Consider the following 25,508-nt stretch of genomic DNA (forward strand, 5'->3'; position numbering starts at 1 on the left):
ATTTTTTGTTCCTAATCCATAAAATCCGCCAAATCCGCGGCAAAATTATTTATGACAAATTCTTTGATGAAACCCGTGTTGTTTGGATTGCTAGGCGTTACTGCTTTGTTGCTGAGCGTAGCGTTTTTTGTGGCAGAACGGCCGTGGGGCATCCCCATCGTGCTGTTGCTTTGTGGCCTGTGGGGGGTGTTGCTGTGGCAAGACGGCCGTTTCGCCCCCAACTGGCCCACCCTGCTGCTGGCCTTTACTGCCGGATTGAGTCTGGCACCCATTGGGCCGATTACGCCGGAACGGCCGTTAATTTGGGGCTACTTGGGCATCATTACTGTGTTGCTTTTGTGGGATTTGAGCCGCTTTTGGCAACGCCTGCAAGACGTGGCAGATGACAAAGCCGCCCAACCGCTCATCACCGCGCATTTGCGCCGGCTGGGTTTATTGTTAGTAGTCGCGTTAATCGCTTTTGCCATCCAGCAATGGCTACCGTTCACCTACAATTTCGACACGATATTGATCAGCGGGCTACTGCTCATTTTTGGTCTAAATGCCCTGCTCAATCGCCTCCGTTCTGAGCAAGTATGAAAATCTGCCTCGCCCAAACGCATCCAGCTAGGGGAAACATTGCCCAAAACATCCAGAGGCATCGGCAATTTGTGGAGAAGGTCGTAGCCCATCAGGCTGATCTCATTCTCTTTCCGGAACTGTCGCTAACGGGCTATGAACCAACGCTGGCTCAATCGCTAGCCATCCCGCCAGACGACCCGCGCTTGGACGTTTTTCAAGCGCAGGCAGATGCCGGTGCCATCACCATTTGCGTGGGTGCGCCCACCCGCGGCCGGCCACTGCCTGGTATTAGCCTGCTCATCTTCCAACCGCAGCAGCCACGTCAGGTTTACACCAAACAGTTTTTACATACGGATGAACTCCCATTTTTCACTGCTGGCTCACAAAGGCTAGAACTCATCGGCCCACACAATAATGTTGCATTGGCAATTTGCTATGAGCTTTCTGTGCCGGAACATGCCCAGGTTGCGGCCAACAGCGGAGCGCAGGTTTATTTGGCAAGCGTGGCTAAATTTGCGCGGGGGGTTGGGGAAGCAAACGACCGTCTCAACCAAATTGCCCAAACCCACAAAATGACCATCGCGATGGTCAACTGCATCGGTCTGGCAGACGCGGGGATATGTGCGGGAGGAACGGCCGTTTGGAACCGCAACGGCCACCTGTTAACGCAGCTAGACGGTCACGGCGAGGGGATTCTCATCTTTGACATAGCTACTGAAGTGGCTGGTGTGGTATCTGTGTGATGCGAAACGGCCGTTGTGGATAAGTGCTTTTTCCTCAGATTTCTCTGCGACTATTTTGCAAAGATTTTAAGCCTGGATGGCCAGATCAGAAAGTTTTTCGTAGTATGGCTGGCATTCGGCGAGCAACGACCGTAACTCCTCTGGAAATGTTTCCTCTTTGCGGCTGTACGGTTGGAACCCAGTAGAGCGATGCAACGTGTGGTACCAATATTTAGCCCAGGAACCATCCTCAGGGCGTGCCCCGGCTGGCCAACTAAGCATCGCCTCGTCAAAAGGAATGCCAATCTGGTCGCAAAGCTGGCTTAGAACGCCGCGAGGATTGAGCAAAGTTTGTTTAGAATCTAACACCGGCGGATTTTGGCCGATGCTGTGCAGGTAATCCAGCAAATCCAAGTGTAGCGCATACCCCACATCGTGCAGGGCGGGCTGCTTTACCTGCTTGGCGTACGAGGGCAGCATATCGTACGGGTCGCGGGTGAGGATGATATTCACTGTTTGGCGCATAAAGCCCCAATCCAGGTCGTTCAGGTGGTGGGTCATATGTTTGAAGAAGAGCACTGGCGCATCCTCATTGCCCAAAATGAGGTCTTGCACCACTTTTTCGCCATCGTTTTCCATCTCGGCGATTATTTCTTCTGCGCCAGGATGGTAGTGGCGGGCAGGGGTTTTGGAAAGGTAGTGGGCGTAGAGAGGTTCATCGTAGACGGCCGTATCCTTCCGCTGGGCAAAACTGTACATCAACGCCGTCGAAATGTTGCGTGGGCCACTCCAGAGGCAAATTCGTGTTGGTTGGATCATCGTTCCTCCTTTTTCCGTAATCGGTAATCAATCTACCGATTACCGATAACCGTTTCATGCACCAACGCTTCATACAAGCCTTGCAGCCGCTGTGTCATGGGGCCGTAGCTGCCGTTGCCGATGGTACGGCCGTCCACCTTTGTCACCGGCGTCAAACCCCCAAACGTGCCCGTCACAAACGCCTCATCAGCACCATACACATCGAACAACGAGAAATTTTTCTGAAAGCAAGGAATGCCGTGCCGCTGGCACGCCTCGATTACCTTGCCCCGTGTGATGCCATTCATGCAATATTGCCCGGTGGACGTCCACACCTCGCCATCTTTAACCATGAAGAAGTTAGTGGCGTTGCAAGTGGCTACAAAACCATGAATATCCAGCATCAGTGCCTCATCTGCGCCTGCTTCCAGCGCCTGTACTAGTGCCATCACCTCATGCAGCTTGCTGTGGCAATTCAAACGTGGGTCTAAATAGTCGGGCGAGCCGCGCCGGATGCTGCTAGTGAACAGCGTCACGCCTCGCTCGCGGCTAGCTGGATCCGCCAGCTTATGTTCGGCAATGATGACCAAATTTGGCCCGCTAATCGTCAGGCGCGGGTCTTGCGAAGGCGTTTTTTTGATGCCACGGGTGAGCATGAAGCGCACATGCACGTTGTCGTGCATCTCGTTGGCCTGGATTGTTCGCCAAAGCGCATCCGTTAGCTCTGCGCGGCTCATGCCTACGTCCATCCCAATGGTTGCCGCACCCTGCCACAGCCGATCCAGATGCTCGTCCAGAAAAACCAGCACGCCCTCATGCAGCCGTAACGCTTCCCAAACGCCATCTCCCACCAGATAACCGCTGTCAAACACAGAAATCTTGGCCTCATTGCGGGGAAACAGCTCGCCATTCACATAAATTTTTACATTTTCATTCCGCACATCATGCACGGCGTTGTGGGTTCCGTGGATCATTTTCTCTCCAAATTTTTTGCCACAGATTGCGCGGATTTTTAAGGATTTCTTTTAAAAATCTGTGTAAATCTGTGAAATCCGTGGCTAGTTTCTTAAACGGCCGTTTTCACCTCGCGGGCCACAAACTCATTGTAAGCTGCTAAAATTTGTTGGCAGATTGGGCCAGGACGGCCGTTACCCACCACCTGATCCCCAATTTGCACCACCGGCAGCAACGCACGCGACGAGCTACTCAGCGCCGCCTCACTCAGTTGAGAAATTTGAGCCACCGAAATTGGCTTTAGGCAAATGGGGATTTTGAGCTGCTCGGCCAGCACCAGGATAATCTGGCGCGTGACGCCAGCCAACACGCCTTCACCTGCGGTATAAAACACGCCATTCAGCACGCCGTAAAAATTGGTGCCGGTTCCCTCCAGAATCTCACCCTGCTCGTTTAGCAGCAAAAAATCATAAATCTCGCCGCCAACTTGGTAACGGCTACGCGTCTTGGCAAAATCGGCCGTCTTGGCCAGAGGTGTGTGACGTGCCAGGTCAGGCGCAAAAGCCGCCCGAACCCCCTGCTCGTACAATTCTGGCGTGGGCACCGACAGCGGAATGAGCGCAATGAGCATTCGGCTGCTGGTTCCCAACAACTCTGCTGGTTCAGCCAAAAAATCAAACCGGACGCGGGCATCTGGCAGCGGATATTGGGTACACGCTTCGTGCAGTCCCTGGCGCAATAACGCTTCGTCCAGTTCATCTACCCAACCCAGCAGCGCAGCCGAACGCTGCGTACGCTGGATGTGGTGTTCCAAACAGAGAAATTTGTTATGCTCAAACGTCCGTAAGGCGGAGTAAACTCCTAGTTCCAAACCATCGTACAGTTGGTCGAAGCGAGTAACGTTTTGGGGGACGGGTAACGGCCGTAAACCACCTTGTTCTACGGCAAAAAGTTGCACTGTGTTCATGCCGCCAATTGTAGCAGCCACCCTATTTTTGACGACAGCCACATTGGGTTAGTTAGCTTTCAGGCAGCTTGTAAAATGGGTAACGGCCGTTTCACTTGGATCGTTTTAGGATCGTTTCGCCAGTAGACTGAAAAATAATTGGTTAAATTTGCCAAATTATCTGCCTAATATTTATGCTATGATTGTTGGAGCTGTTTCATCAATCAAAGCCAAAACAATGATTTTCATAAACTTTTTCATGTATGGAGGGTATTAAATGACTGAACAAACCCAAGTAACAAACCAACCACAGAAATCTGGCGGCGGTAGCAACCGAATGTTGATCATCGGCGGACTTGTGGGTCTGGCAGTGGTCGCCATTCTCGTTATTGGTGCCATTTTTCTACTTCCTCGCCTCTTTGGCTCCGACGAAAACGCCATTGCCAGTGTCATGCCACCGGAGACCAGCATTCTGGTAGAGCTCAATGCGCTTAACCTGGCTTCCGAAGACGCCAGCCGCGTTGCTCGCGCCTTTGAAGACGCCTTTGACGCCGCCGATGTTGAATTTGATGGCGACGATCCGGCAAGTGCGTTGGAAGAGCTAGATGACCAGCTGGATGAAGAGATAGGAATGACCATCACCGATGATATATTGCCCTGGATTGGCCCTAATTTGGGAATTGGCCTCGTGGAATTGGATGCTGAAGCATTAGATGGTAATGAAGTACCGAAAATTGTTTTTGCCGCCACCATTCGTGACACCGAGTTGGCCGACAACTTCATTGAAGATCTCATTGATGCTATCGAAGATGAGAGTGACAATCGAGTAGATGAAGTTGAACATGGTGGCGCACTCGTGTTTGAAATTGATAGTGATTTTGAAGATGAGCAATTTGCATTCGGCCGTTCCCAAGAAATCTTCTTCATTGCCTCCAACATAGATACACTAGAAGAAGCAATTGACGCCCAAAACGGTGATAATTTAGCCGATGTTGCTGAATATCAAGATACCATCGCCGATCTGCCTGGTGATCGTGCCGTTACCTTTTACATGAGCGGCGAATCAATTCAGGATTTGGCCAAAGCAGCCGAAGACAGTAACGAATTTGAAGGATTCGATTCAGACATTATTGAAGACCTCGGCTTTATTGGCTTGGGCATGGCAGCAACCGTTGTTCCCGAAGGAATCCGCTTTGACTTTGTAGGCAATTACGAAAGCCTAACCGAAGAACAGCAAGAAATGCTGGACGCCCAAACGGATGACATTCAAACGCCTGAATTCCTACCGGAATCCACTTTTGTTTTCTTGGTAGGGCAGCGGCTGGATCTGGCGTGGCAAACTGGGCTGGATTCCCTGGAAGCCTCCGGCGTCAGCGAAGATGATTTTGATGAAGCAATGGATGCCTTTGATGACATGTTTGGCTTCAACCCCAGCGATGACCTGATTCCGCTGCTCAACGGCGAATACAGCCTTGCCGTCGTGGATAGCGATGAAGGTCTGATTGCTGAAGAGTTTGAAACAGACCTGGGCGTCGTCATCATGATGGGTGCTAGCGATAATGAAGCAATGGTTGAACTTGCTGAAGACTTCACCGATGGTCTGGAAGATCAGGATTTGAATGTAGATGATTCTGGTGATGATGAATTGACCATTTACGAAGTTGAAGACCCCAATGGTGAGATGATCGGTGCCTATGGTGTTAGCGAAGATTACCTTGTAGCTGCTACCAGTGGTGAAACTTTAGAGAACTTGTTTGCCGGCGAAGCCAATCTTGCAGACAGCGATAAGTTCCAAAATGTATGGGACGCCTTCCCACGCGGCACGGTTCCGGTTATGTACATGGATATTGATGGCTTGTTGGCTGCCTTGGAAGATGCAGACTCCTCAGTTGAAGATGTAATGGATGTTAACCCAGTATACGCTTTTGCTATGGGTACAAATTATGATGACACCACAACCCAATCAACTATGATCTTCTTCATCGCTGGTGAGTAAGTGAAAGTAAACTTTAGACCTTAGAAGCAAACATAGGGGCTTGCGAAATGCAAGCCTCTTTTTTATTATAAACTCAGCGTTCGTAAGCTTTTTGGTAAGGTTGACTGTAACTTGGTATAAGTACAGTTTAACTCGTGGCATTTTGTCTTTTGCGGAAGTTCCAATAGAAAGCCTGCATAAACATCTTTTTCTGGTACCCCTCAAACAGGTTATACTGAATATTTTGCCAGAATCTCATTGCCACCAGCTTTCTAGGAACACCCCACCTAGCGTGCCTTCGGCACATCATCTTGGAGGAAACATTGAGAAGGTTGAAACATGTTTTATTTGTTCTGGCGGCTGTGTTTATTTTATTAATAGGTACAGCAGCGCCCTCACGAGCAATCGCCACCGATTTGCTCATCTCCGGTGTTATTGATGGTCCTCTCACCGGTGGTATTCCTAAAGCAGTTGAACTTTATGTTGTAAATGATATTCCTGACTTGAGCATCTTTGGCATTGGTGCCGCCAATAATGGTGGCGGCACAGATGGTGAAGAGTTCACTTTCCCGGCAGATTCTGCTACGGCCGGTGATTTTATCTACGTAGCTACCGAATCAACTGCATTCAATGATTTCTTTGGCTTTACGCCGGATTACACAGACGGCACGGCCGTTTCCGTTAACGGTGATGATGCTATTGAGCTGTTTGAAAATGGTAGCGTCATTGATGTATTTGGTGACATCAACACCGATGGCACTGGTGAGCCATGGGAATATCTAGACGGTTGGGCGTATCGCGTTTCTGGCACCGAAGCCGACGGCACTATCTTCAACCTTGCCAACTGGACTTTTAGCGGCCCCAACGCTCTGGATGGCGAGACGACCAATGATACGGCCACTACCCCCTTCCCGCTCGGTACTTTCATGCCGTTGGATGGGGATGCTGCGCCCAGCGTGGCCAGCACCGACCCAGCCAATGCAGCGACTGGTGTGGCGATTGATGCCAATATCACCATTAACTTTAGCGAAGATGTGACTGTAACAGGCAGTTGGTTTGATATTGCTTGTTCAGTGAGTGGGGCGCATACGGCCGTAGCCAGCGGCGGCCCCGCCAGCTACACCCTCGATCCCGACACAGATTTCGCCAATGGTGAGAACTGTACCGTCACCGTGTTTGCCGCCCAAGTAACCGACAACGACACTGACGATCCACCAGATGCCATGTCTTCCGACGCTAGCTTCAGCTTCGATACGGTTAGCCTGGAAATCACAGACGTAGTCATCAACGAGTTCCTGGCTGATCCAGCGGCCGACGACCCCGGCGATGCCAATGGTGACGGCACCCGCGACAGCAGCGATGACGAATTCATCGAAATCGTCAACGTTAGCGGGGCAGACCTGGATGTAAGTGGCTGGTCCATCAGCGACGCAGTGCAAGTTCGGCATGTTTTCCCCAGCGGTAGCGTTATTCCAGCCGACTGTTCCCTCGTTGTCTTTGGTGGCGGTACCCCAACCGGCAGCTTTGGTGGCGCAGTTGTGCAAACCGCTTCCGATGGCGCATTGGGCTTCAATAACAGCGGCGACACCATTACATTGGATGATGGCGGTTCCAGCACATTGGAATATGTTTACGGTAGCGAAGGTGGCAATAACCAGTCCATCACCCGTGACCCAGACATCACCGGCACGTATGTGGAACATAGCACCGCTTCCGCTTCTGGTGGCGCACTCTTCTCGCCCGGTACTGGCCTGGACGGCACACCCTTCTCCGGCTGTACGTTTGGCACTCCAGTTACCATTATGGAAATCCAAGGTGCTGCTCACTTGTCAGCCTACGAAAGCCAATCCGTGCAAACGGACGGTATCGTAACGGTTGTAACTGGTAACAGTTTTTACCTACAAGACCCGACTGGCGACGGCAATGATGCCACCTCTGATGCATTGGTTGTTTTCACTGGCTCCACACCTACCGTGGCCGTTGGTGATGCTGTTACCGTTATTGGTACTGTTGACGAGTTCTATCCAGGTGGTTTTGGCACTGGCAACCTTTCAGAAACCAACCTGGTTGGTCCCACTGTCACCATCAACTCTAGCGGCAATGCGCTGCCTGCTCCAATTGTCCTGGGCAATGGTGGCCGCATTCCGCCAAGCACCATCATTGACGATGATTCAACAGGTGACGTAAACAGCACACTCACCTTCGATCCTGAAAATGACGGTATTGACTTCTACGAAAGCGTAGAGGCAATGCTGGTGCAGGTGAACGACGCGCAAGTTGTTGGTGGTACGCGCTTTGGTGAAATTGCCGTCGTGGGCGACTTTGGTGCTAATGCAACTGGCTTGACTGCCCGTGGCGGTGTTGTCATCAGTGCTAATGACTTCAATCCAGAACGCATCATCATTGATGATGGGCTTGTTTTTGACGAGCCAGATGCCAGCGTAGGAGACACCTTCACAGCACCCATCGTTGGCGTGATGGATTACACCTTTGGCAACTTCAAGCTGCTGAACTTTGATCCGCTGCCCGCCTTAAACAGCAACTTCACAGCAGAAACCACTAGCCTCTCCAATGCAGGCTCATCGCTCACCGTCGCCTCTCTCAATGTAGAAAACCTTGATCCTTCTGACAGCCAGGACAAGTTTGATGCGCTGGCCAGCCAAATTGTGAACAATCTTGGCACACCAACCATCATTGGCGTGCAAGAAGTGCAGGATAACACCGGTTCCACTAATGACGGCGTGACCGATGCCAGCATGACCTACCAAATGCTGATTGATGCTATTCAGGCAGCAGGTGGCCCGGTTTATGAGTATCGTGACATTGCACCGCTGGATCTGACAGACGGTGGCCAGCCCGGTGGTAACATTCGCGTTGGTTTCCTGTTCCGCCCGGATCAGGTCACTTTTGTAGACCGTGCAGGCGGTGATGCCACAACGGCCGCTACTGTCTCCCTCGGTGCGAACGGTGTTGAACTCAGTGTTAGCCCAGGGCGTGTAGACCCAACCAACGTAGCTTGGGATGATAGCCGTAAGCCATTGGCTGCTGAATTTATCTTTGGTGGTCAAACAATTATCGTGGTGAATAATCACTTCAACTCCAAAGGTGGTGATGATTCGCTGTTTGGTCGCGTTCAGCCACCGGTTTTGGATTCTGAAGTACAGCGGCTCCTGCAAGCAGCAGTAATCAACGGGTTTGTCCAAGACATCCTGGCCCTAGACCCGAATGCCAATGTAATCGTGATGGGTGACCTGAACGACTTCCAGTTCTCTGCACCCGTAGATTTGCTGGAAGGCAGTGAGTTGAACAATCTTTTGGAAACGCTGCCAGCTAGTGAACAATATACGTACCAGTTTGAAGGTAACTTGCAAATTCTGGATCACATTCTGGTTAGCGACAATCTGTTCAATAACTTCTGGGTGGGAGTTGACGTGGTTCATGGCAATGCTGAACTTGACACAGATTTACGCTTCACGGATCACGATCCGGTGATTGCCCAATTCACCTTCCCGTACATCATTAACGCTGATGGTTGTTACGTCGTTGCCCTGGAAGGCAGCCCGTTTAACGGGCCTGCGACTATCGTTTCTGTAGGCGATCCGGGTTATAACGGCTTCCGCTTCCATGCAGGACGCTGGGGACGGGCACAAGGGTTTGGTAACGATACCTGCTATGAAGTACACGGAACAGACAACAGCGAAATCATTACTGGTGGCCTCACCGATGACCTCATCTTTGGCTACGACGGCGATGATTTCCTGATTGGTTTGTTTGGCGATGACACCTTTAGTGGCGGTGCTGGCGCGGATTTCGTCAACGGTAACAATGGTCTGGATGAAATTCTGGATTATGAGCCAGGTGTTGATTTCTTATTCAACGTGGAGCTCGGATACTAGTAATCTAGCTTTCACTAACTTGTAACAGAACCCTGCCAGAGCATGACTTTGGCAGGGTTTTTTGTTGTCTGGTCACATTGATAATATGACCTGGGCATGACTTCCGGCACATCCATCTATTAACGCAATTTACTATACTGAGGCCATAGTTGATTAAGGAATAACAAATTGTGGTGCAGTTGGTACATACAATTTAACAAATCATGTGGAGGAAGATCATGAAACAGCAAAAGAAAGATTTGACGGGTGGTTTGGTTCTATTGGCAATTGGTTTGATTGCTTTGGTAGGGCAATTTATAACGATTTCTGTACCAGGTAATTTTGGTCTGCTCATTGTGCCAGGGCTGGGGGCGTCATTCCTAGCGTGGGGAATTTTAAGCCGCAATGCTGGCTTGGTCATTCCTGGTGGTATTTTGAGCGGCGTTGGTTGGGGCATTTATGCGATTGCTGGCCCATTTTCAATCTGGCAAGGCGACAATGAGGGTGGTGTTTTTCTCATTTTCCTGGGTCTGGGATTTGGGCTGATTACGGTGGTAACGGCCGTTTTCACAAAAGAAACACACTGGTGGGCACTCATCCCCGGCGGGATCATCGCCTTCATCGGCATCTCTATTTTATTTGGTGGCGCCCTGTTGACAGTAGTTGCCTTCCTGGGCAAGCTGTGGCCTGTGATTCTCATTCTGCTGGGCATCAGCATTTTGGTAAACGCTAATCGTGAAAAATCACCAGAAGAAAAGTTTGTTCCCTAGACCACACGCAAAACAGGTAGCTAATTCCCAAGAGGCAGGCGCTGGATGACACCATTCAGCGCCTGTTTTTGGTTGTGCATATGAACCTCTTACGGCCGTCTTACACAAATCATATGCAAATTAAGCAAAATACCATTCGGGTTTTTATGCAAAACCCGTCCAAATTTGTATGTATCGCCAAGGCGAAATTGTATTGAGAGGAGCATAAGCATGAGTAAAATAATTGGTATAGACTTAGGAACAACCAACTCTGTCGTCACCGTGATGGAAGGTGGCGATGCCGTTGTCATTCCATCTGCCGAGGGGGGCAACACGACTCCATCCATCGTTGCTTTCAACAAAAAAGGAGAACGATTGGTGGGCCAAACCGCTAAGCGGCAAGCCGTTGTGAATCCAGACAACACCATCTACTCCGTAAAGCGGCTAATAGGTCGCCATTTCGATGCTGAAGAGACGAAGCGCACCCAGAAAATGGTACCTTATGAAATCGTTGCCGGCGCACAAAAAGATGCGCGCGTCAACGTACCAATGGTGGACAAAAATTTCTCCCCGCAAGAAATCTCAGCATTCATTTTGCAAAAATTAAAGCGAGATGCTGAAGCGTATTTGGGCACGACCATCACCCAAGCCGTCATCACCGTGCCTGCTTACTTCAACGACAGCCAACGGCAAGCCACCAAAGACGCGGGTAAAATTGCGGGACTGGACGTGTTACGCATCATCAATGAGCCAACGGCCGCAGCCTTGGCTTACGGATTAGATAAGAGCGAAGATCAAACCATCCTAGTGTTTGACCTAGGTGGTGGCACTTTTGATGTTTCCGTACTGGAAGTAGGCGACGGCGTGGTGGAAGTGAAGGCTACCAATGGTGACACCCATTTGGGTGGCGACGACTGGGACGAGCGCATTGTGGCCTGGATGATTGATGAGTTCAAGAAGGACCAGGGCATTGATCTGAGCCAGGATCGGCAGGCATTACAGCGACTGCGCGAAGCGGCCGAAAAAGCCAAAATCGAGTTGTCTTCCCTGATGCAGACCGAGCTAAATCTGCCGTTCATCACTGCCGACGCAAATGGGCCAAAGCATTTGCAGATCACATTGAGCCGTGCCAAATTCGAGCAGCTAACCGAAGATTTGGTACAGCGTTGCCGCCAGCCGTTTGAGAAAGCATTGGCCGATGCTGGGCTTTCTGCCAATGAGATTGACGAAGTCGTGCTAGTCGGTGGCTCTACCCGGATGCCGATGATTCAAGAATTGGTTCATAGTCTGACAAGCAAAGTACCCAACAAGAGCGTGAACCCGGATGAGGTTGTGGCTTTGGGCGCAGCTATTCAGGGTGGCGTGCTGGCTGGCGATGTGAAAGACGTGCTTTTGCTGGACGTGACGCCGTTGAGCCTGGGGCTGGAAACGCTGGGAGGCGTGATGACACCGCTCATCCCGCGCAACACGACGATTCCCACCCGCAAGACGGAAGTATTTAGTACGGCCGAAGATAACCAAACGGCCGTTGACGTACACGTCTTGCAAGGTGAGCGCCCAATGGCAGGGGATAACAAAACCCTGGGCATGTTCCGCCTGGACGGGATTCCTGCCTCGCCGCGCGGATTGCCGCAAATTGAGGTAACATTCGACATTGATGCCAACGGCATTTTGGATGTGACTGCCAAAGACAAGGCCACTGGCAAGGAGCAAAAGATTCAAATCACCGCTTCTACCAATTTGTCTGAAGCTGAAGTTGAAGATATGGTAAACGCTGCCAAGCAGCATGAGGTAGAAGATGCCAAGTTGCGCGAACTCATCCAGGCGCGTAACCAGGCAGACCAGTTGATTTACGCCACAGAAAAGAGCCTGAACGAGCTGGGTGACAAGGTAAACGAGGCTGAAAAGAGCCGGATTGAAGGGATGATTGCTGAACTGAAAACGGCCGTAACCACCGAAGACACCACTCAAATCAAAAACCTGACAGAACAGCTACAGCAGGCCAGCTATGCCCTCAGCCAGCAGCTATACCAAAGCCAGGCAAATGGCAATGCCAACGGAAGCGCATCCAATGTAAATGGCAGCAGTAACGGACAAGAAAATCCAGATGACGTCGTAGAAGGCGAATTCCAGGAGATGTAATTACACAAACCTGTAGGGGCGAGGCAGATGGGCAAAACCTTCGCAAAGCAAAGAAGCAGCATGCCATCTGTCTTGCCCTCTGATTTAGGAAGGGCCAATGGATTACAAGGATTATTACAACATCCTCGGCGTACCCAAAACCGCCAGCCAGGATGAAATCAAAAAAGCATACCGCAAACTGGCCCGCAAATATCACCCGGACCTAAACAAAGATGATCCGCAGGCTGAACAACGCTTTAAAGATATTAACGAAGCGAATGAAGTGTTGTCTGATGCCGAAAAGCGGAAGATGTACGATCAGTTTGGTTCCCAATGGCAGCAATACCAGCGCGCCGGCGGCCGTGCTGATGATTTCTGGTCGCAATGGGCTGGTCAAGGATATGGCAATCAGGGTGCTCGCACTGTGAATTCAGATCAGTTTGAGCAGATGTTTGGCGGCAGTGGCGGCTTTTCTGACTTCTTCGAGGCGTTATTTGGGCAGATGGGAGCCCGTGGGCCAGGCGGCCAGCAGGTTAACTTTAACGATGTTTTTGGTCAGCAAGGACAATCGCTCCGGCGCAGCCGCGACGTGGAACACATGATTGAAATCTCGCTGGCCGAGGCGTTTTATGGCACTAGCCGCACCATTCAGTGGGAAAACGGCCGTTCCATCGAAGCCAAAATTCCGCGTGGGGTCAAAACTGGCTCTCGTGTCCGGTTGAAAGGACAAGGGCAAGATGGGGGTCATCTTTATCTGAGCATCAAAGTGAATCCCGATCGTCAACTTAAGCGAGATGGCGACAATCTGCGGGCAAAGGTTCCTGTTGATTTGTATACGGCCGTTCTCGGCGGCCAGGTAGATGTGTCAACCATCGATCGCACCGTCAAGCTCACCATTCCTGCCGGAACCGCCAACGGCAAGCAGTTTCGCCTGCGCGGTCTAGGAATGCCCAATCTGAAAAATCCAGAAGAGCGAGGCAACCTAATTGCTACCTTAGACGTGCAGCTGCCTACAGACCTCAGTGACGAAGAAAAAGAACTGTTCGAGAAATTAAGAGAAATCCGGAAATATAAGTGAAAGGGCAGAGCCGAAACCTGCCCCAAAATCACAACTGTAAAACGGCTAACATCGCGCGATGTTAGCCGTTTACGTTTTTAAACCTAGCGTCAGGTTTACACTGAGATGGCGTATGGTTTCAGACCATTTTCTACGATTTAGATTTTATATACTGTAAGCATGGAAATGAAAGTTGATTTGTCCCTGAACCGCATAAAAGCTGCCCGCCTTTTCCAAACTGCAAAGGAAAAAGCAACCACGCTACTCAAGGCAGAAGCATCTGCCCAAAATCAGGCGATGGGTTTTGCCGTAGGCACCTTTATCAGCCTACTGCCAACGCCTGGCTTTAACTTTGCCCTGGCGTTGCTGTTGGCAAGCTGGTTCCGGCTACACAGAGCAACGGTGATGCTCTCGTTAGCCATCTGGAATGTATTTGTGACCGCGCCACTTTTTGCGTTGAGCTATCGTCTGGGAAATTGGTTGTTCCCTGCACCTGCTACCGTTTCTGTTGCAGAACAGTGGCAGGCACAGGTAATTTCATTTGTACAGGGGTTTTTAGTGGGGAATTTGATTGTAGCTGCGGTGGTAACGGCCGTTTCCTACACCATTGTTTTCTTAATTGCCTGGGTGATTCGGGAAAAGCGTAGCCAGGCAGCTACTTCCGTTTTGTAGCACCCGTAGCCACCAGCAAAATTATTGCCCCAACAACGGCCACCAAAAAACTTCGCCAATCAAAGCCAAAGCTAAATGGTTCGCCAGTGATAAACTGCATAATCAGGCCACCTAAAAAAGCACCAACCACCCCTATAACAATGTTATACAAACAGCCAGACCGTTTGCTGCCGGCAATTAGGCCAGCAACGCCGCCAGCCAATGCACCAAAAATAATCCACGCTAAGATACCCATTCTAAAACCTCCTTATAGGTTGGTAAAAGCAAAAAGTGCTCAAAATAACTATCATTGCCCCAATTGCTTTTCATTTATTTCTAATATTGTAGCAAACCACAGAAAGAATTTTGAAAAACGAAAGGCGGTTTCTTTGTAGTTCTTACAGTAACGCTATACGTAAGGAAAATGGATTATGTTTCTTATCAACATATGATTCCCCTAAACCTTTCTTGATTTCTCCTTTTCAAAATGGTGCCTCTTTTGAGGCACTGTTTTGTTTAAGCAGCTATGCGACGTAACCCATGTTGTAAGTGAACCATCCTACAATTTTTTTATAGAGCAGCGCCACACAACCTCCTCTCCCAAGGTTGTATGATGCTCAGGATACGGCTTCATCTTTGTTTGTGGCGCTGCTTTTTTCTTCCCTACTTTTCATTGTCAGATGGTTCGTAAGAAATTGTTTTTACTGTATGAATTAACTTCTTCACGCTTAATTAAAGCTTATTCTGCTCCAGACGCCGTGCTCCCGCACGGCGTCTCCTCTTTTAGCAACCTCAACTAAAAAATCTGACCGCGTTTCGCTAACCTTGCAAGCACTATTTGGATACGGCCGTTGCAGTTGTCATTTAGAACCCGTGACTTTTGTTACTGCGGCGTTTCGTTCATGAAAGGTACTATTAGCTTAGAGACACAAGCAAAAACGCACAGGAGTTGTCCCTATGAAAAAAGAGTTAGTCCGCAACTGGATGACCCAAGATGTAATCACTGTAAAGCTGCAAACCTCCTTACCTGAAGCCCATCAAATCATGATGGATGAAGAAATTCGCCGCCTGCCAGTGGTAAATGACAACAATTTTCTAATTGGGATTATTACGCTGGGTGATGTTCGCGGTGCCCAACCTTCGCCCGCTACCTCAATGAGCATTTGGGAGCTAAACTATCTGCTTTCTAGCCTGAGTGTAGAAAAAATCATGACGCCGCAACCCATGACCATTAAGCCCGATGCGACCATCGGCGACGCTGCGCGTACCATGCTAGAACACCGCGTCAGTGGGCTGCCGGTTGTTGACGACGAAGGCAAGTTGGCTGGCATCATCACCGAATCTGACATTTTCAGCATGGTTGTGATTCATGAATGGAGCGAAAGCGAAGCCGAACCAACTTAAGTAGATCAGAATTAGATTCTGCAACTGTCAAGCACGCGGGTGGCTCTTTTTTGGGATACAGGGGGTGGTGGTTACGGCCGTTTCCAACTAACGTATTCCCATCATGCCCAAACCCGATTTCAAACACCTCACCATATTTATTTTTCTGCTGCTGCTTGCCCTGGCTGGCTTCATTCACAGCCGCGCCCGACGGCTGGTAGTCCCGCCCCGCACATTTACCCGAGAAACCCCTAGCGATTTTGGCATTCAAAATTGGGAAGAGGTGACCTTCACCACGGAAGATGGCCTACAGCTTGCTGGCTGGTACGTGCCGCCACAGGCAGACGTTGGCACTGTCTTGATTTTTATTCACGGCCTGGGCAGTCATCGGGGCGCATTGCTGGATCAGGCAGCGGTGTTAATCGAACAGGGGCACGGCGCATTGCTGTTCGATTTGCGCGCACACGGCCGTAGCGAAGGGCGCAAAAGTAGCTGGGGATTGGCTGAAGTGGCCGATGTGGCAGCGGCACTGCACTTCTTACAAGCCCAACCGGAAGTTGATCCAAACAAAATCGGGCTGGTGGGGCATTCGATGGGTGGCGCCATTGCCATCCGAGCGGCGGCACAGCTACCAGAGATTCGCCTGGTTGTGGCTGAGAGTGTTTATACAAATTTTGCCGATAATCAGCAGCGACTCACCGTCGCTTTTGCCCGACTGCCAGAGTGGACAGCCCCGCTCATCATGCCGTGGGCCGAGTGGATTGCGGGCGTAGATAGCGACGAACTGGAGCCGCTGCAAGAGGTCGCTTTGCTATCGCCCCGCCCCATTTTGTTCATCCAAGGTGGCCGCGACAAGACGGTGCATGTGAGTAACGGCTCTACTTTGTATGAAACGGCCGTTGCCCCCAAAGAACGCCTGCTCATCCCCAACGCCGACCACACCAACCTCTTTGATACCAATCCCGAACTCATGACCAAGCGACTGCGACGGTTCATAAGTCAATATTTGTTTTCGTAAATTGAATCACGGATTTAGGGTATAGCTATACAATGTGTTCTCGACTACCATCCACAAACGATGCTGGTCATCCTCAATTATTTGCGCGCCTTCGCTTGTAAACCAGCAGCCTTCTTTCGTTACTGGTTCAAACCACGCAATGCCGCTTCGCAAGGTTTTCCACTGGTTTGAACGGTAAATCCTAAACCAAATACGGCCGTCAGAAGTCTCCATAAACGGATCTGGGGGACTATAAAATCGCCAGTTGTTAAGGGCAACAGTTTGCCAACGCCAAATGAGCGGATCGGGGTGGAGTCTGTGCCAATTACCATCTGGCTTACGCCAGCCATAACCATCCGTAAGCCAAAAATTCCCACTGTTATCAACAAAACTAATACCTTGATAATATTCATTTTCAGGAAGATCGATTTCTGTTAACTTATCCTTAGAAAAAGAAAAGTAGCCTGTTCTGCCAAAGCCGTTGATGATGAAACCTCCCATTGGATTTAATTGCACGGAAGATATTGAGGTGTATTCCTCCAGGGAATTGTGCATGCTTATTTGTTCTGTAAATGGATCAATACTGTAAATTGCATCGCCAGCTGAGAAAATCCAAAATTTTCCATCAGGTGTCCATAAAGCCCCACTAAAATCTGATAGATTATGGTTAAATGAGTCAGCAAAAAGATTCCACGCTGCAGGGATCTCAATCACTTGCTGTTCAACAAAATTTCCTGTTCCGTCCTCAAAAAGTGAAATTACGAAGCGTCCAGCCCTAAGGCCAACACCCCATACAAGTTGGTCATCAGAAATAAATACCCTTTCAACAATTGTTGAACTTCCTTCAATCTTCGGGTCAATCTGTAACCATTTCTGCTGCCCTGTTAGATAAAGAAGCAAAATAATATCTTGGCCAACATCAATACGAAAATTTGTAAACCAAATTTCATGATTTCCATTTGCGTGACGGGTGGCAATAACCTCGAACCTGTCACCCGGTTTCCGATCAGAAATTTCTGATACTTTGGAAACTTCTTCCCAAGGTGGAAGAGGTAAAATTAATTCTTGAGTCGCTCCATCATGGCTGGGAAAAGTAAATGCAAATGTATCGAAAGAAGCAATACATTGGTCATTTTCTGGCAATTGCGAAACAAATTGGAACTTCTCAAAGAGAAAAATTGATAATGAGACGAGTAGCACAAAAATCAACATGATCTTTTTGAGAGAAAAAGAAATCAGAACTCTTTTCATACTGTCCTCTTGTCCTCCGTGCAACAATCTTATCAGCTTGTTAAAAGTGGGTGTTATTTGGCAAGCTAATTCTCATAACTCTCTATGCTCTCTGTGGCCAATATTCAGACAGGTACTAAACCTGCAAACTGTCTGCCACATTTCTCCATAACTTCTCCAGAATTGCCAGGTAAGCTATTCATCGTATTGATTTTTTATCTGAAAAAGATTTTGAGGAGCATCACGATGAATAGAAAACGATGGTTGGCCGTGGGCGCAGGTGCTGCCATTTTGGTAGCCGTCCTGCTTTTTACAGTCAATCGGAATGCAACCAACAATGAAGCAGAGGCACAAGAGGCAGAAACGGCCGTTGCCGTCATCGGCGACCTGTCTGCTAGTGCCACCGCCAGCGGGCAGCTTTTGCCCCAGCGGGAAGCCGTTCTTGCCGCCAATACCACCGCCAGCATTACCGAAGTGGCTGTGCGGCTGGGGGACGTGGTGCAACCTGGCGACCTGCTGGTACAGCTAGACACAACTGATTTGCAGTTCGATGTGGCCAATGCCGAACAATCTCTGGCGCTGGCACAGGCACGGCTGGACGACTTATTAGCGCCTGCCGCAGCGGCCGACATCGCCAATGCCGAGGCAGCATTGGCCAGCGCCCAGGCCCAGCTAGACGACCTGCTGGCTGGCCCATCTGAAACCGAAATCGCTCTCAGTGAAGCGGCGATTGACTCTGCCGAGGCACAGCTTTACACCTCTGTGGCAGATTTAAACAGCAGCCAAAATAGTATTGACCAATCTCAAATAACGGCCGCACAGGCAAACTTACTGGCTGCCCAGCAGCAGCTAGACCGCGCCGTCGAACTCAACGAAGAAAACCCGACTGAAGCCAACCATCAGGCGCGTATGCAGGCAGAACAGGCTGTGGCCAACGCCCAGGCACAACTCGATGCGCTGCTGGCTGGCCCAGATGTGGCCGCCTCGCAAAACAGTGTGGCTGCGGCCAATGCCCGCGTGGAAGGCAGCGAGATCGATCTGGACAGCACGCTGGCAGGTGCCACCGCCGCCGAGATTGCCAATGCCGAAGCGGCCGTTGCCCAACAACAAGCCAATCTAGCTGACTTGCTGGCCGGCCCCACTGCTGAACAAATTCGCGCCGCCGAGGCGGAAGTAGCGCAGGCAGAACTCAATCTGGCCGATGCTGAAGAGGCGCTGGCTGAGGCTTCAATTGTGGCACCATTTGCCGGGGTAGTAACGGCCGTTTACGTCAGTGAAGGTGAAATTGCCAGCGGCCCAGTCATTGAACTGGTAGACAGCAATAGCCTGGAGCTGGTATTGAGCGTGGACGAGGTGGACATTGGCAGCTTCGACGTAGGGCAGCCCGCTATTGTGACGCTAGAAGCGTGGCCAGAGCGGGAATTTGAGAGCAAAATCGTGACGATTGCCCCCAGCGCCAGCGACGAAAATAGTGCCCTTGTCACTTACAACGTGCATCTGGCCTACCAGGCAGACGACCTGCCTACGCTCATTGGCCTCACCGCCAACGCCAACCTGATTACCGCCCAGCGAGACGACGTGCTGCTGGTTCCCAACGCCGCCATCACGCCAGACCGTGCTGCGGGTAAATATTTTGTGGATGTGCAGCAAGCCGACGGCACTTTTAGGCAGGTAGAAGTAGCAATTGGGCTGCGCGACGGCGAGAACACCCAAATCACGGCTGGTTTGGCCGAAGGCGACATTTTGCGCCTGGTCACTAGCCAGCCGACAGAAGAAATTGACGGCCCAGGACCATTTGGTGGAGGCTAAACCCTAAGGGTTTCCCTCATCAAACAGATTTCTAAACCGAGCAAACCCTTAGGGTTTTAGACACAGGAATAATCTATCTAATGAATAAGTTACGGCAAAATAAATGGATTTGGATCACAATTGGCATCGTGTTACTCATTGTTACCTTCTTTTTTGTACGGCAGGGGCAGCGCAATGCCAACGCCCAAGCACCGCAAACGGGCGACATCGTGACCGCCTTTGTGGGGGATTTGTCTGCCAGCGCCACCGCCAGCGGCAACATTCAGGCCGGGCAGCTTGCTGAACTGGCTCTGCTGCGCGGTGGCACTGTTGCCGAGATTTATGTGGCCGTAGGTGATACGGTGACCGCGGATGATCCACTTTTGCAACTAGAAACGGCCGAACTCGAACGAAACGTAGCCAACGCAGTGCAAGCTGTCGTCATTCAGGAAACGAACCTGGCAACGCTGCTGGAACCCGCAACTGAGGCCGAAATTATCGCGGCAGAAGCGGCCGTTGCCAGTGCAGAAGCCAATTTAGCCGATTTGCGCGACGGGCCGGATGCCAACGCCATCGCCGCTGCCGAAGCAGACGTGCGTGCCGCCCAGGCAGACCTCAACGCCGCCTACGCCCGCTTGTCTGACCTGACGGCCGTAGCGGATGCCGACGAAATTGCAGCAGCGCAAATTGAGCTAGAGCTGGCACAGGTTGCCGCCACCCAAGCCGCCGAGCAGCACAGCACCGTCCTGGTTACAGAGCCAGAAGGGTTCATCACCCAAGACACGCTGGACGACATGGAGCTCTCGGCACGAACGGCCGCTTTGCAAGCCAACGCCGAACTCCAAGCAGCTCAAGAAACGTTGGATGAGTTGCTCAACGGCAATCCCAACTCAATTGCATCAGCCCAAGCGTCGGTGAGTTTAGCTGCCGCTTCGCTTAAAACGGCCGAACTGCGTCTGCAACAGGTGCAAGAAGGTGCTTCTGACATGCAGATTGCCCAGGCAGAGGCATCGCTAGCTTCGGCTGAAGCCACGCTGGATCGGCTGCTGCGCGGCGCGTCTGACGCACAAATTACCATCGCCGAAGCCCAGCTTGTTCAAGCCCAGACCAATCTGGCTCGTGCTGAACAAAATCTGGCGAATGCGACGCTCACTGCGCCTTACGATGGGGTGATTACGGCCGTAAACGTCAGCATTGGTGAGCAGGCCAGCGGGGTCGTTGTGGAGATGTTCAACCCCGACAGCCTGGAGCTTGTATTGGATGTAGACGAAGTGGACATTAGCAACATCATCCTAGGGCAAGAAGCCATCATCACGCTGGAAACGTGGCCGGATGAGGAAGTTGAGGCCACCGTTGTCTCGATTGCGCCACGCAATACGGCCGCCCAAGGCAGTGGCCTCGTCACTTACGACGTCTACCTAGCGCTGGGCGAAACCAACCTACCCATCCGCGTGGGCACGACGGCCAACGCCAACCTCATTACCGCGCAGCGCAGTGACGTGCTGCTGGTTCCTAACCGGGCCATCACGCCAGACCGGGCAGCGGGTAAATATTTCGTTACCCGCGCCAGCGGCGAGGTGGTAGAAGTGACCATCGGGCTGCGCGACGGGGAAAATACGCAAATTACCTCTGGCTTAGAGGCTGGGGATGAGCTGATTGTTGAAACAGCTCAGCCAGTAGAAGATGTACTGGCTCCCGGCGGTGGTGGCTCCGGCCCGTTTGGTGGCAATTAAGTAATTGATAATTAGGTAATTACTCAATTACTTAATTACCCAATTACCTTTTTGAGGAAATTATCATGATCGAACTAACAAACATTACCAAAACATACGAAATGGGCGAGATGCTGGTTCACGCCCTGCGTGGGGTGGATTTACATATCGCCGAAGGTGAATTTGTAGCCATCATGGGGCCATCTGGCTCTGGCAAAAGCACCTTGATGAACGTCATTGGCTGCCTGGACGCACCCACCGACGGCAACTACACGCTAGACAGCATTGACGTGAGCCAAATGACAGACGATGAGCAGGCCAGAATTCGCAATCAGCGCATTGGCTTTGTCTTCCAGCAATTTAATTTGCTGCCGCGCACAACGGCTGAAAAGCAGGTGGCGCTGCCGCTGATGTATGGCGGATACGGCCGTACCGAACGCGCTGACCGCGCCACAGAAGCCTTAGACTCGGTTGGGCTAGGAGATCGCATTGACCACAAGCCAGATGAGCTATCTGGCGGGCAGCAGCAGCGCGTGGCCATTGCCCGTGCTCTGGCTCCCAAGCCCAGCATCATCCTGGCCGACGAGCCAACGGGGGCGTTAGACACCCAATCTGGCAATGAAATCCTGAACATCTTCAAGAAGCTGCACGGCCAGGGAATGACTATTGTGATGATTACCCACGACCCCGAAGTGGCCGAACACGCCCAGCGCACCATCTGGATTCGGGATGGGGTGATTGTTGCAAATTAACAAATATTGCGTAGTGCGTATTTCGTAGAAGAAAGCGAATACGCACTACGCTCTACGAAATACGGAACAGATATCATGAACCTTTCAGAAAGTTTTTTAACCGCGATTGACAGCCTGATGGCGAATAAAATGCGCTCTATTCTAACCATGCTGGGCGTGATCATTGGGGTAGCAGCCGTGATCGCCCTGCTGTCTATTGGCAACGGCGTTACCGCCTCCGTCACCGACGAGATTCAATCTATTGGCACCAATCTACTGGTAATCAGCACCGATTTTGAGAACAGCAACGGCCGTTCCTCACTCAGCATTGACGACGTAGAAGCCCTAGCAGACCCTCTCAATGCCCCAGCCATTGGCGAAGTGGCGGCCAGCAGCAGCGGTATGCAGGAAATTGTTTACAATGGCGTGTCTCAAAGTGAAGCCGTCACAGGGATCACGGCCAATTACTTTGCCGTCAACAATCTTACTGACTTTGCTGCGGGCGACGGGCTTACTCAGGCAGACATTGACACCAGTGCCCGCGTAGTGGTGCTGGGGGCAACGGTAGCCGACGACTTGTTTGGGGACGCATTCCCAATCGGCCGTTCTGTAAAAATAAATGGCGTTAGCTACGAGGTAGTCGGCGTGCTGCAAGAAAGCGGCCAGGGAATTGGCGATAATCCCGACATCACAGCCTACATTCCCATTACCACCGCCCAAACCCGCCTTTACCCAGAACGTACACGCTCCGGAGCCAAAGCGGTAAATACAATCTACGCTGAAGCCATCAATGAAGACGTGACGGACGAAGCCACAACCCAGGTTACAGAGATTTTGCGAGAGCAGCATCGTATCACCTACGCTGGCGAAGACGACTTTTCTATCTTTAGCCAAACGGACTTGCTATCCACGCTAAATACAGTGACGTCTACGCTAACCGCCTTTTTAGGCTCGATTGCCGGGATTTCTTTGCTAGTCGGCGGCATTGGCATTATGAACATTATGCTGGTGAGCGTTACCGAACGGACGCGGGAAATTGGCATCCGCAAGGCGGTAGGGGCACTTAAGCGGGACATTTTGGCACAATTTTTGCTGGAATCCTTACTGTTGAGCTTGCTGGGCGGCGGTTTGGGCATTGCCTTGGGGCTGCTCATCGCCAATCTGTCTGCGTCTGCCCTGGAAATCATCACGGTCATAGATGCTGGCACCATCTCGTTGGCCACTGGCTTTGCCGCTGGTGTGGGGCTACTATTTGGCATTTATCCCGCCTGGCGCGCGGCTGGCTTACGGCCGATTGAAGCCCTGCGGTATGAGTGATATAGTCTGGAAGTGGGCAAGCAGCAAGTCTGCAAGTGGCAAGTTAGTCACTTGCAAACTCGCCCACTCGCAAACTTGCATACTGAATAACCATGCTCAAGCAAAAGATTTTGGTAGTAGACGACGATAAAGAGATTGTCCGGCTGCTGCGGGGGTATTTGGAGAAGGCGGGGTTTGGCGTTTTGGTGGCGCACGACGGCCGCACGGCCGTTCACACCCTGCGCCGCGAAAAGCCAGACCTCATCCTGCTGGATTTGATGCTGCCAGACATGGATGGCTACGACATCACCAGAATTGTGCGGAATGATGCCGCCTTACAGCAAATCCCCGTTATTATGCTCACCGCCCGCGTGGAAGACAGCGACAAAATTGTGGGGCTGGAGCTAGGCGCGGATGATTACGTCACCAAGCCGTTCAATCCCGCAGAGGTGGTGGCGCGGGTGCGGGCGCAGCTGCGAGCCAAAAGTCGGTTGATGAGCGGGGGAGATGGGTTGGAGGCGGCCGTTTACCGCACAGCAAACATTCAAATGGACACGGGCAGGCGCGAGGTGAAAATTGATGGCAAGCTGGTTGAGCTCACCCCCACCGAGTTTGGCCTGCTGCAAACCTTGCTGGAGAACCCCGGCTTTGTCTTTACCCGCAGCGAACTAATTGAGCGCGGCCTGGAGCAGGAATACATCGGCATGGATCGGACTCTGGATAGCCACATTAAAAATTTGCGGCACAAAATTGAGCCAGACCCCAAAAACCCCACATTTATCCAAACCGTGTACGGCATTGGCTACCGATTGGCGGAGGACAAATGAACCGCTTACGCACCCGCCTCATTTTGGCCTTTGTAGGCATCATCCTTTTGGTGACAATTTTGCCGCTTAACTTTTCCTTCCTGGGTCGCTTTTTGGGCGTTTTGGAATCTGACCCAGCTATCGTTGCAATCGTGGATGAGCTCCCACCCGAATCTGTTGCGCGTATCGAAGCCTTTTTTTTGGAAAGCATCCCTCGCCAAATTGGTCGCCTAATCATCCTGGGCGCTCTGGTCGGAACGATAGCCGGACTGCTGATAAGCCGAACCTTAACGGAACCGCTGAATAAGCTGGCCGAAGCTGCCAAATCTATCAATTTTCAAAATTTGGGTCGTCGCGTAGAAGTGCGTGGCACTGAGGAGGTTGTGGCTGTAGCGGATGCGTTTAACGAGATGGCTGAACGGCTAGAAGAAGCTGAAACGTTGCGACGCAACCTGTTGGCTGATGTGGCCCATGAGCTTCGCACGCCGGTGACGGTGATTCAGGGCAATCTCCGCGCCATTTTGGATGATGTGTACCCGCTGGAAAAAGAAGAGGTGGCGCGACTGTACGAACAAACCCGGCTGCTCACCCGTGTCATTGACGATTTACGCGAATTGGCCCAGGCAGAAGCATCGCAACTTTCGCTCAACATTACAGAGGTAGATGTGGCGGCTTTGGTGAAGGAAACGGCCGTATCCTTCCAACCTATCGCCAAAAAACAGCAAGTTGAACTCCATGCCGAGCTGCTGGGAGCGTTGCCAACGCTCCATGCGGATGCAGCCCGGCTGCGACAAAGCCTGCACAATCTGGTAGACAATGCCCTGCGCTACACGCCAGCCAACGGCCGTATCCTGTTAGACGTAGAACAGGTAGATGAAACCGTTCAGATTCGGGTGCGGGACAGTGGGCAAGGCATGCTGCCAGAGCAGATCAGCCACATCTTCGACCGCTTCTACCGCGCCGACCCCTCCCGCAGCCGGGAAAGCGGCGGCTCTGGCCTGGGGTTGGCCATTGTGCGGGCCATTGCCAAAGCGCACGGAGGAACGGTAACGGCCGTTTCCCCAGGGCTCAATCAGGGCAGCACTTTCACCCTCACCCTGCCTGTCACCACAGAATAGAAAAATCCGGGTTTATGCTGTTGAAAACAATCCATAGG

The 25,508-nt window shown here is 51.4% G+C and carries 21 protein-coding genes; 16 read left to right on the forward strand and 5 right to left on the reverse strand.

Going from position 1 to position 25,508, the window contains the following annotated elements; genetic code table 11:
- Window positions 1–51 precede the first annotated feature (51 nt).
- Together ACOQPM_RS18625 and ACOQPM_RS18630 are read left to right on the forward strand one after the other, a co-directional pair.
- The gene (locus tag ACOQPM_RS18625) at window positions 52–579 is read left to right on the forward strand and encodes a hypothetical protein (RefSeq protein WP_420631763.1); all 528 of its coding nucleotides are present in this window, start codon (window positions 52–54) and stop codon (window positions 577–579) included.
- Entirely contained in the window at window positions 576–1,304 is a 729-nt protein-coding gene (locus ACOQPM_RS18630) for a carbon-nitrogen hydrolase family protein (protein ID WP_420631764.1), read from the forward strand. The genes ACOQPM_RS18625 and ACOQPM_RS18630 overlap by 4 nt, the downstream gene beginning before the upstream one ends.
- A gap of 66 nt (window positions 1,305–1,370) precedes the next feature.
- On the opposite strand, the gene ACOQPM_RS18635 is transcribed toward ACOQPM_RS18630, so the two are convergent.
- The 3 genes from ACOQPM_RS18635 to ACOQPM_RS18645 all read right to left on the reverse strand — a co-directional run bounded on the left by ACOQPM_RS18635 (window position 1,371) and on the right by ACOQPM_RS18645 (window position 4,002).
- On the reverse strand, window positions 1,371–2,102 hold the full coding sequence (locus ACOQPM_RS18635) for a sulfotransferase family protein (RefSeq protein ID WP_420631765.1): 732 nt from the start codon (window positions 2,100–2,102) through the stop codon (window positions 1,371–1,373).
- Between the two features lie 32 nt (window positions 2,103–2,134).
- Window positions 2,135–3,055 carry an aminotransferase class IV gene (locus ACOQPM_RS18640; protein WP_420631766.1) on the reverse strand — a complete coding sequence of 307 codons (921 nt, stop codon included), beginning with the start codon at window positions 3,053–3,055 and terminating at the stop codon, window positions 2,135–2,137.
- A 92-nt stretch (window positions 3,056–3,147) separates the two neighbouring features.
- Window positions 3,148–4,002 (reverse strand): aminotransferase class IV, encoded by an 855-nt coding sequence (locus tag ACOQPM_RS18645; protein WP_420631767.1) that lies wholly within the window; start codon window positions 4,000–4,002, stop codon window positions 3,148–3,150.
- Between the two features lie 256 nt (window positions 4,003–4,258).
- On the opposite strand from ACOQPM_RS18645, the gene ACOQPM_RS18650 reads away from it, so the two are divergent.
- The 6 genes from ACOQPM_RS18650 to ACOQPM_RS18675 all read left to right on the forward strand — a co-directional run bounded on the left by ACOQPM_RS18650 (window position 4,259) and on the right by ACOQPM_RS18675 (window position 14,430).
- On the forward strand, window positions 4,259–5,977 hold the full coding sequence (locus ACOQPM_RS18650) for a DUF3352 domain-containing protein (protein WP_420631768.1): 1,719 nt from the start codon (window positions 4,259–4,261) through the stop codon (window positions 5,975–5,977).
- Window positions 5,978–6,279: 302 nt separating this feature from the next.
- The gene (locus ACOQPM_RS18655; protein ID WP_420631769.1) at window positions 6,280–9,852 is read left to right on the forward strand and encodes a lamin tail domain-containing protein; all 3,573 of its coding nucleotides are present in this window, start codon (window positions 6,280–6,282) and stop codon (window positions 9,850–9,852) included.
- A 218-nt stretch (window positions 9,853–10,070) separates the two neighbouring features.
- Window positions 10,071–10,601, forward strand: coding sequence for a hypothetical protein (locus tag ACOQPM_RS18660; protein ID WP_420631770.1), 531 nt, complete (start codon window positions 10,071–10,073; stop codon window positions 10,599–10,601).
- Between the two features lie 210 nt (window positions 10,602–10,811).
- On the forward strand, window positions 10,812–12,722 hold the full coding sequence (gene dnaK / locus ACOQPM_RS18665; protein WP_420631771.1) for a molecular chaperone DnaK: 1,911 nt from the start codon (window positions 10,812–10,814) through the stop codon (window positions 12,720–12,722).
- A gap of 97 nt (window positions 12,723–12,819) precedes the next feature.
- Window positions 12,820–13,779, forward strand: a complete 960-nt coding sequence (locus ACOQPM_RS18670; protein ID WP_420631772.1) for a DnaJ C-terminal domain-containing protein — start codon at window positions 12,820–12,822, stop codon at window positions 13,777–13,779.
- A gap of 165 nt (window positions 13,780–13,944) precedes the next feature.
- Window positions 13,945–14,430, forward strand: coding sequence for a DUF2062 domain-containing protein (locus tag ACOQPM_RS18675; RefSeq protein WP_420631773.1), 486 nt, complete (start codon window positions 13,945–13,947; stop codon window positions 14,428–14,430).
- On the opposite strand, the gene ACOQPM_RS18680 is transcribed toward ACOQPM_RS18675, so the two are convergent.
- Window positions 14,414–14,665, reverse strand: coding sequence for a GlsB/YeaQ/YmgE family stress response membrane protein (locus ACOQPM_RS18680; protein ID WP_420631774.1), 252 nt, complete (start codon window positions 14,663–14,665; stop codon window positions 14,414–14,416). The genes ACOQPM_RS18675 and ACOQPM_RS18680 overlap by 17 nt on opposite strands.
- A gap of 701 nt (window positions 14,666–15,366) precedes the next feature.
- Here ACOQPM_RS18680 and ACOQPM_RS18685 point away from each other — a divergent pair.
- Window positions 15,367–15,813, forward strand: a complete 447-nt coding sequence (locus tag ACOQPM_RS18685; RefSeq protein ID WP_420631775.1) for a CBS domain-containing protein — start codon at window positions 15,367–15,369, stop codon at window positions 15,811–15,813.
- Between the two features lie 103 nt (window positions 15,814–15,916).
- A complete protein-coding gene (locus ACOQPM_RS18690; RefSeq protein ID WP_420631776.1) occupies window positions 15,917–16,810 on the forward strand; it encodes an alpha/beta hydrolase in 894 nt (297 codons plus the stop codon).
- Between the two features lie 6 nt (window positions 16,811–16,816).
- Here the strand turns inward: ACOQPM_RS18690 and ACOQPM_RS18695 are convergent, their stop codons facing one another.
- On the reverse strand, window positions 16,817–18,040 hold the full coding sequence (locus ACOQPM_RS18695) for a hypothetical protein (RefSeq protein ID WP_420631777.1): 1,224 nt from the start codon (window positions 18,038–18,040) through the stop codon (window positions 16,817–16,819).
- A gap of 225 nt (window positions 18,041–18,265) precedes the next feature.
- Here ACOQPM_RS18695 and ACOQPM_RS18700 point away from each other — a divergent pair, with 225 nt between their 5' ends.
- The 6 genes from ACOQPM_RS18700 to ACOQPM_RS18725 all read left to right on the forward strand — a co-directional run bounded on the left by ACOQPM_RS18700 (window position 18,266) and on the right by ACOQPM_RS18725 (window position 25,470).
- Complete coding sequence (locus ACOQPM_RS18700; RefSeq protein WP_420631778.1) at window positions 18,266–19,828, forward strand: efflux RND transporter periplasmic adaptor subunit; 1,563 nt, start codon at window positions 18,266–18,268, stop codon at window positions 19,826–19,828.
- Between the two features lie 80 nt (window positions 19,829–19,908).
- On the forward strand, window positions 19,909–21,540 hold the full coding sequence (locus ACOQPM_RS18705; protein ID WP_420631779.1) for an efflux RND transporter periplasmic adaptor subunit: 1,632 nt from the start codon (window positions 19,909–19,911) through the stop codon (window positions 21,538–21,540).
- 65 nt (window positions 21,541–21,605) lie between these two features.
- Entirely contained in the window at window positions 21,606–22,271 is a 666-nt protein-coding gene (locus ACOQPM_RS18710; protein ID WP_420631780.1) for an ABC transporter ATP-binding protein, read from the forward strand.
- A gap of 75 nt (window positions 22,272–22,346) precedes the next feature.
- A complete protein-coding gene (locus tag ACOQPM_RS18715) occupies window positions 22,347–23,567 on the forward strand; it encodes an ABC transporter permease (RefSeq protein WP_420631781.1) in 1,221 nt (406 codons plus the stop codon).
- A gap of 92 nt (window positions 23,568–23,659) precedes the next feature.
- Window positions 23,660–24,373: a response regulator transcription factor gene (locus tag ACOQPM_RS18720; RefSeq protein ID WP_420631782.1), complete on the forward strand. Its 714-nt coding sequence runs from the start codon at window positions 23,660–23,662 to the stop codon at window positions 24,371–24,373.
- Window positions 24,370–25,470, forward strand: coding sequence for a sensor histidine kinase (locus ACOQPM_RS18725; RefSeq protein ID WP_420631783.1), 1,101 nt, complete (start codon window positions 24,370–24,372; stop codon window positions 25,468–25,470). Before ACOQPM_RS18720 ends, ACOQPM_RS18725 begins: the two co-directional genes overlap by 4 nt.
- The last annotated feature ends 38 nt before the right edge of the window (window positions 25,471–25,508 follow it).

It is taken from the genome of Candidatus Leptofilum sp. (genome assembly GCF_965223525.1).
Taxonomy (GTDB): Bacteria; Chloroflexota; Anaerolineae; order Promineifilales; family Promineifilaceae; genus Leptofilum.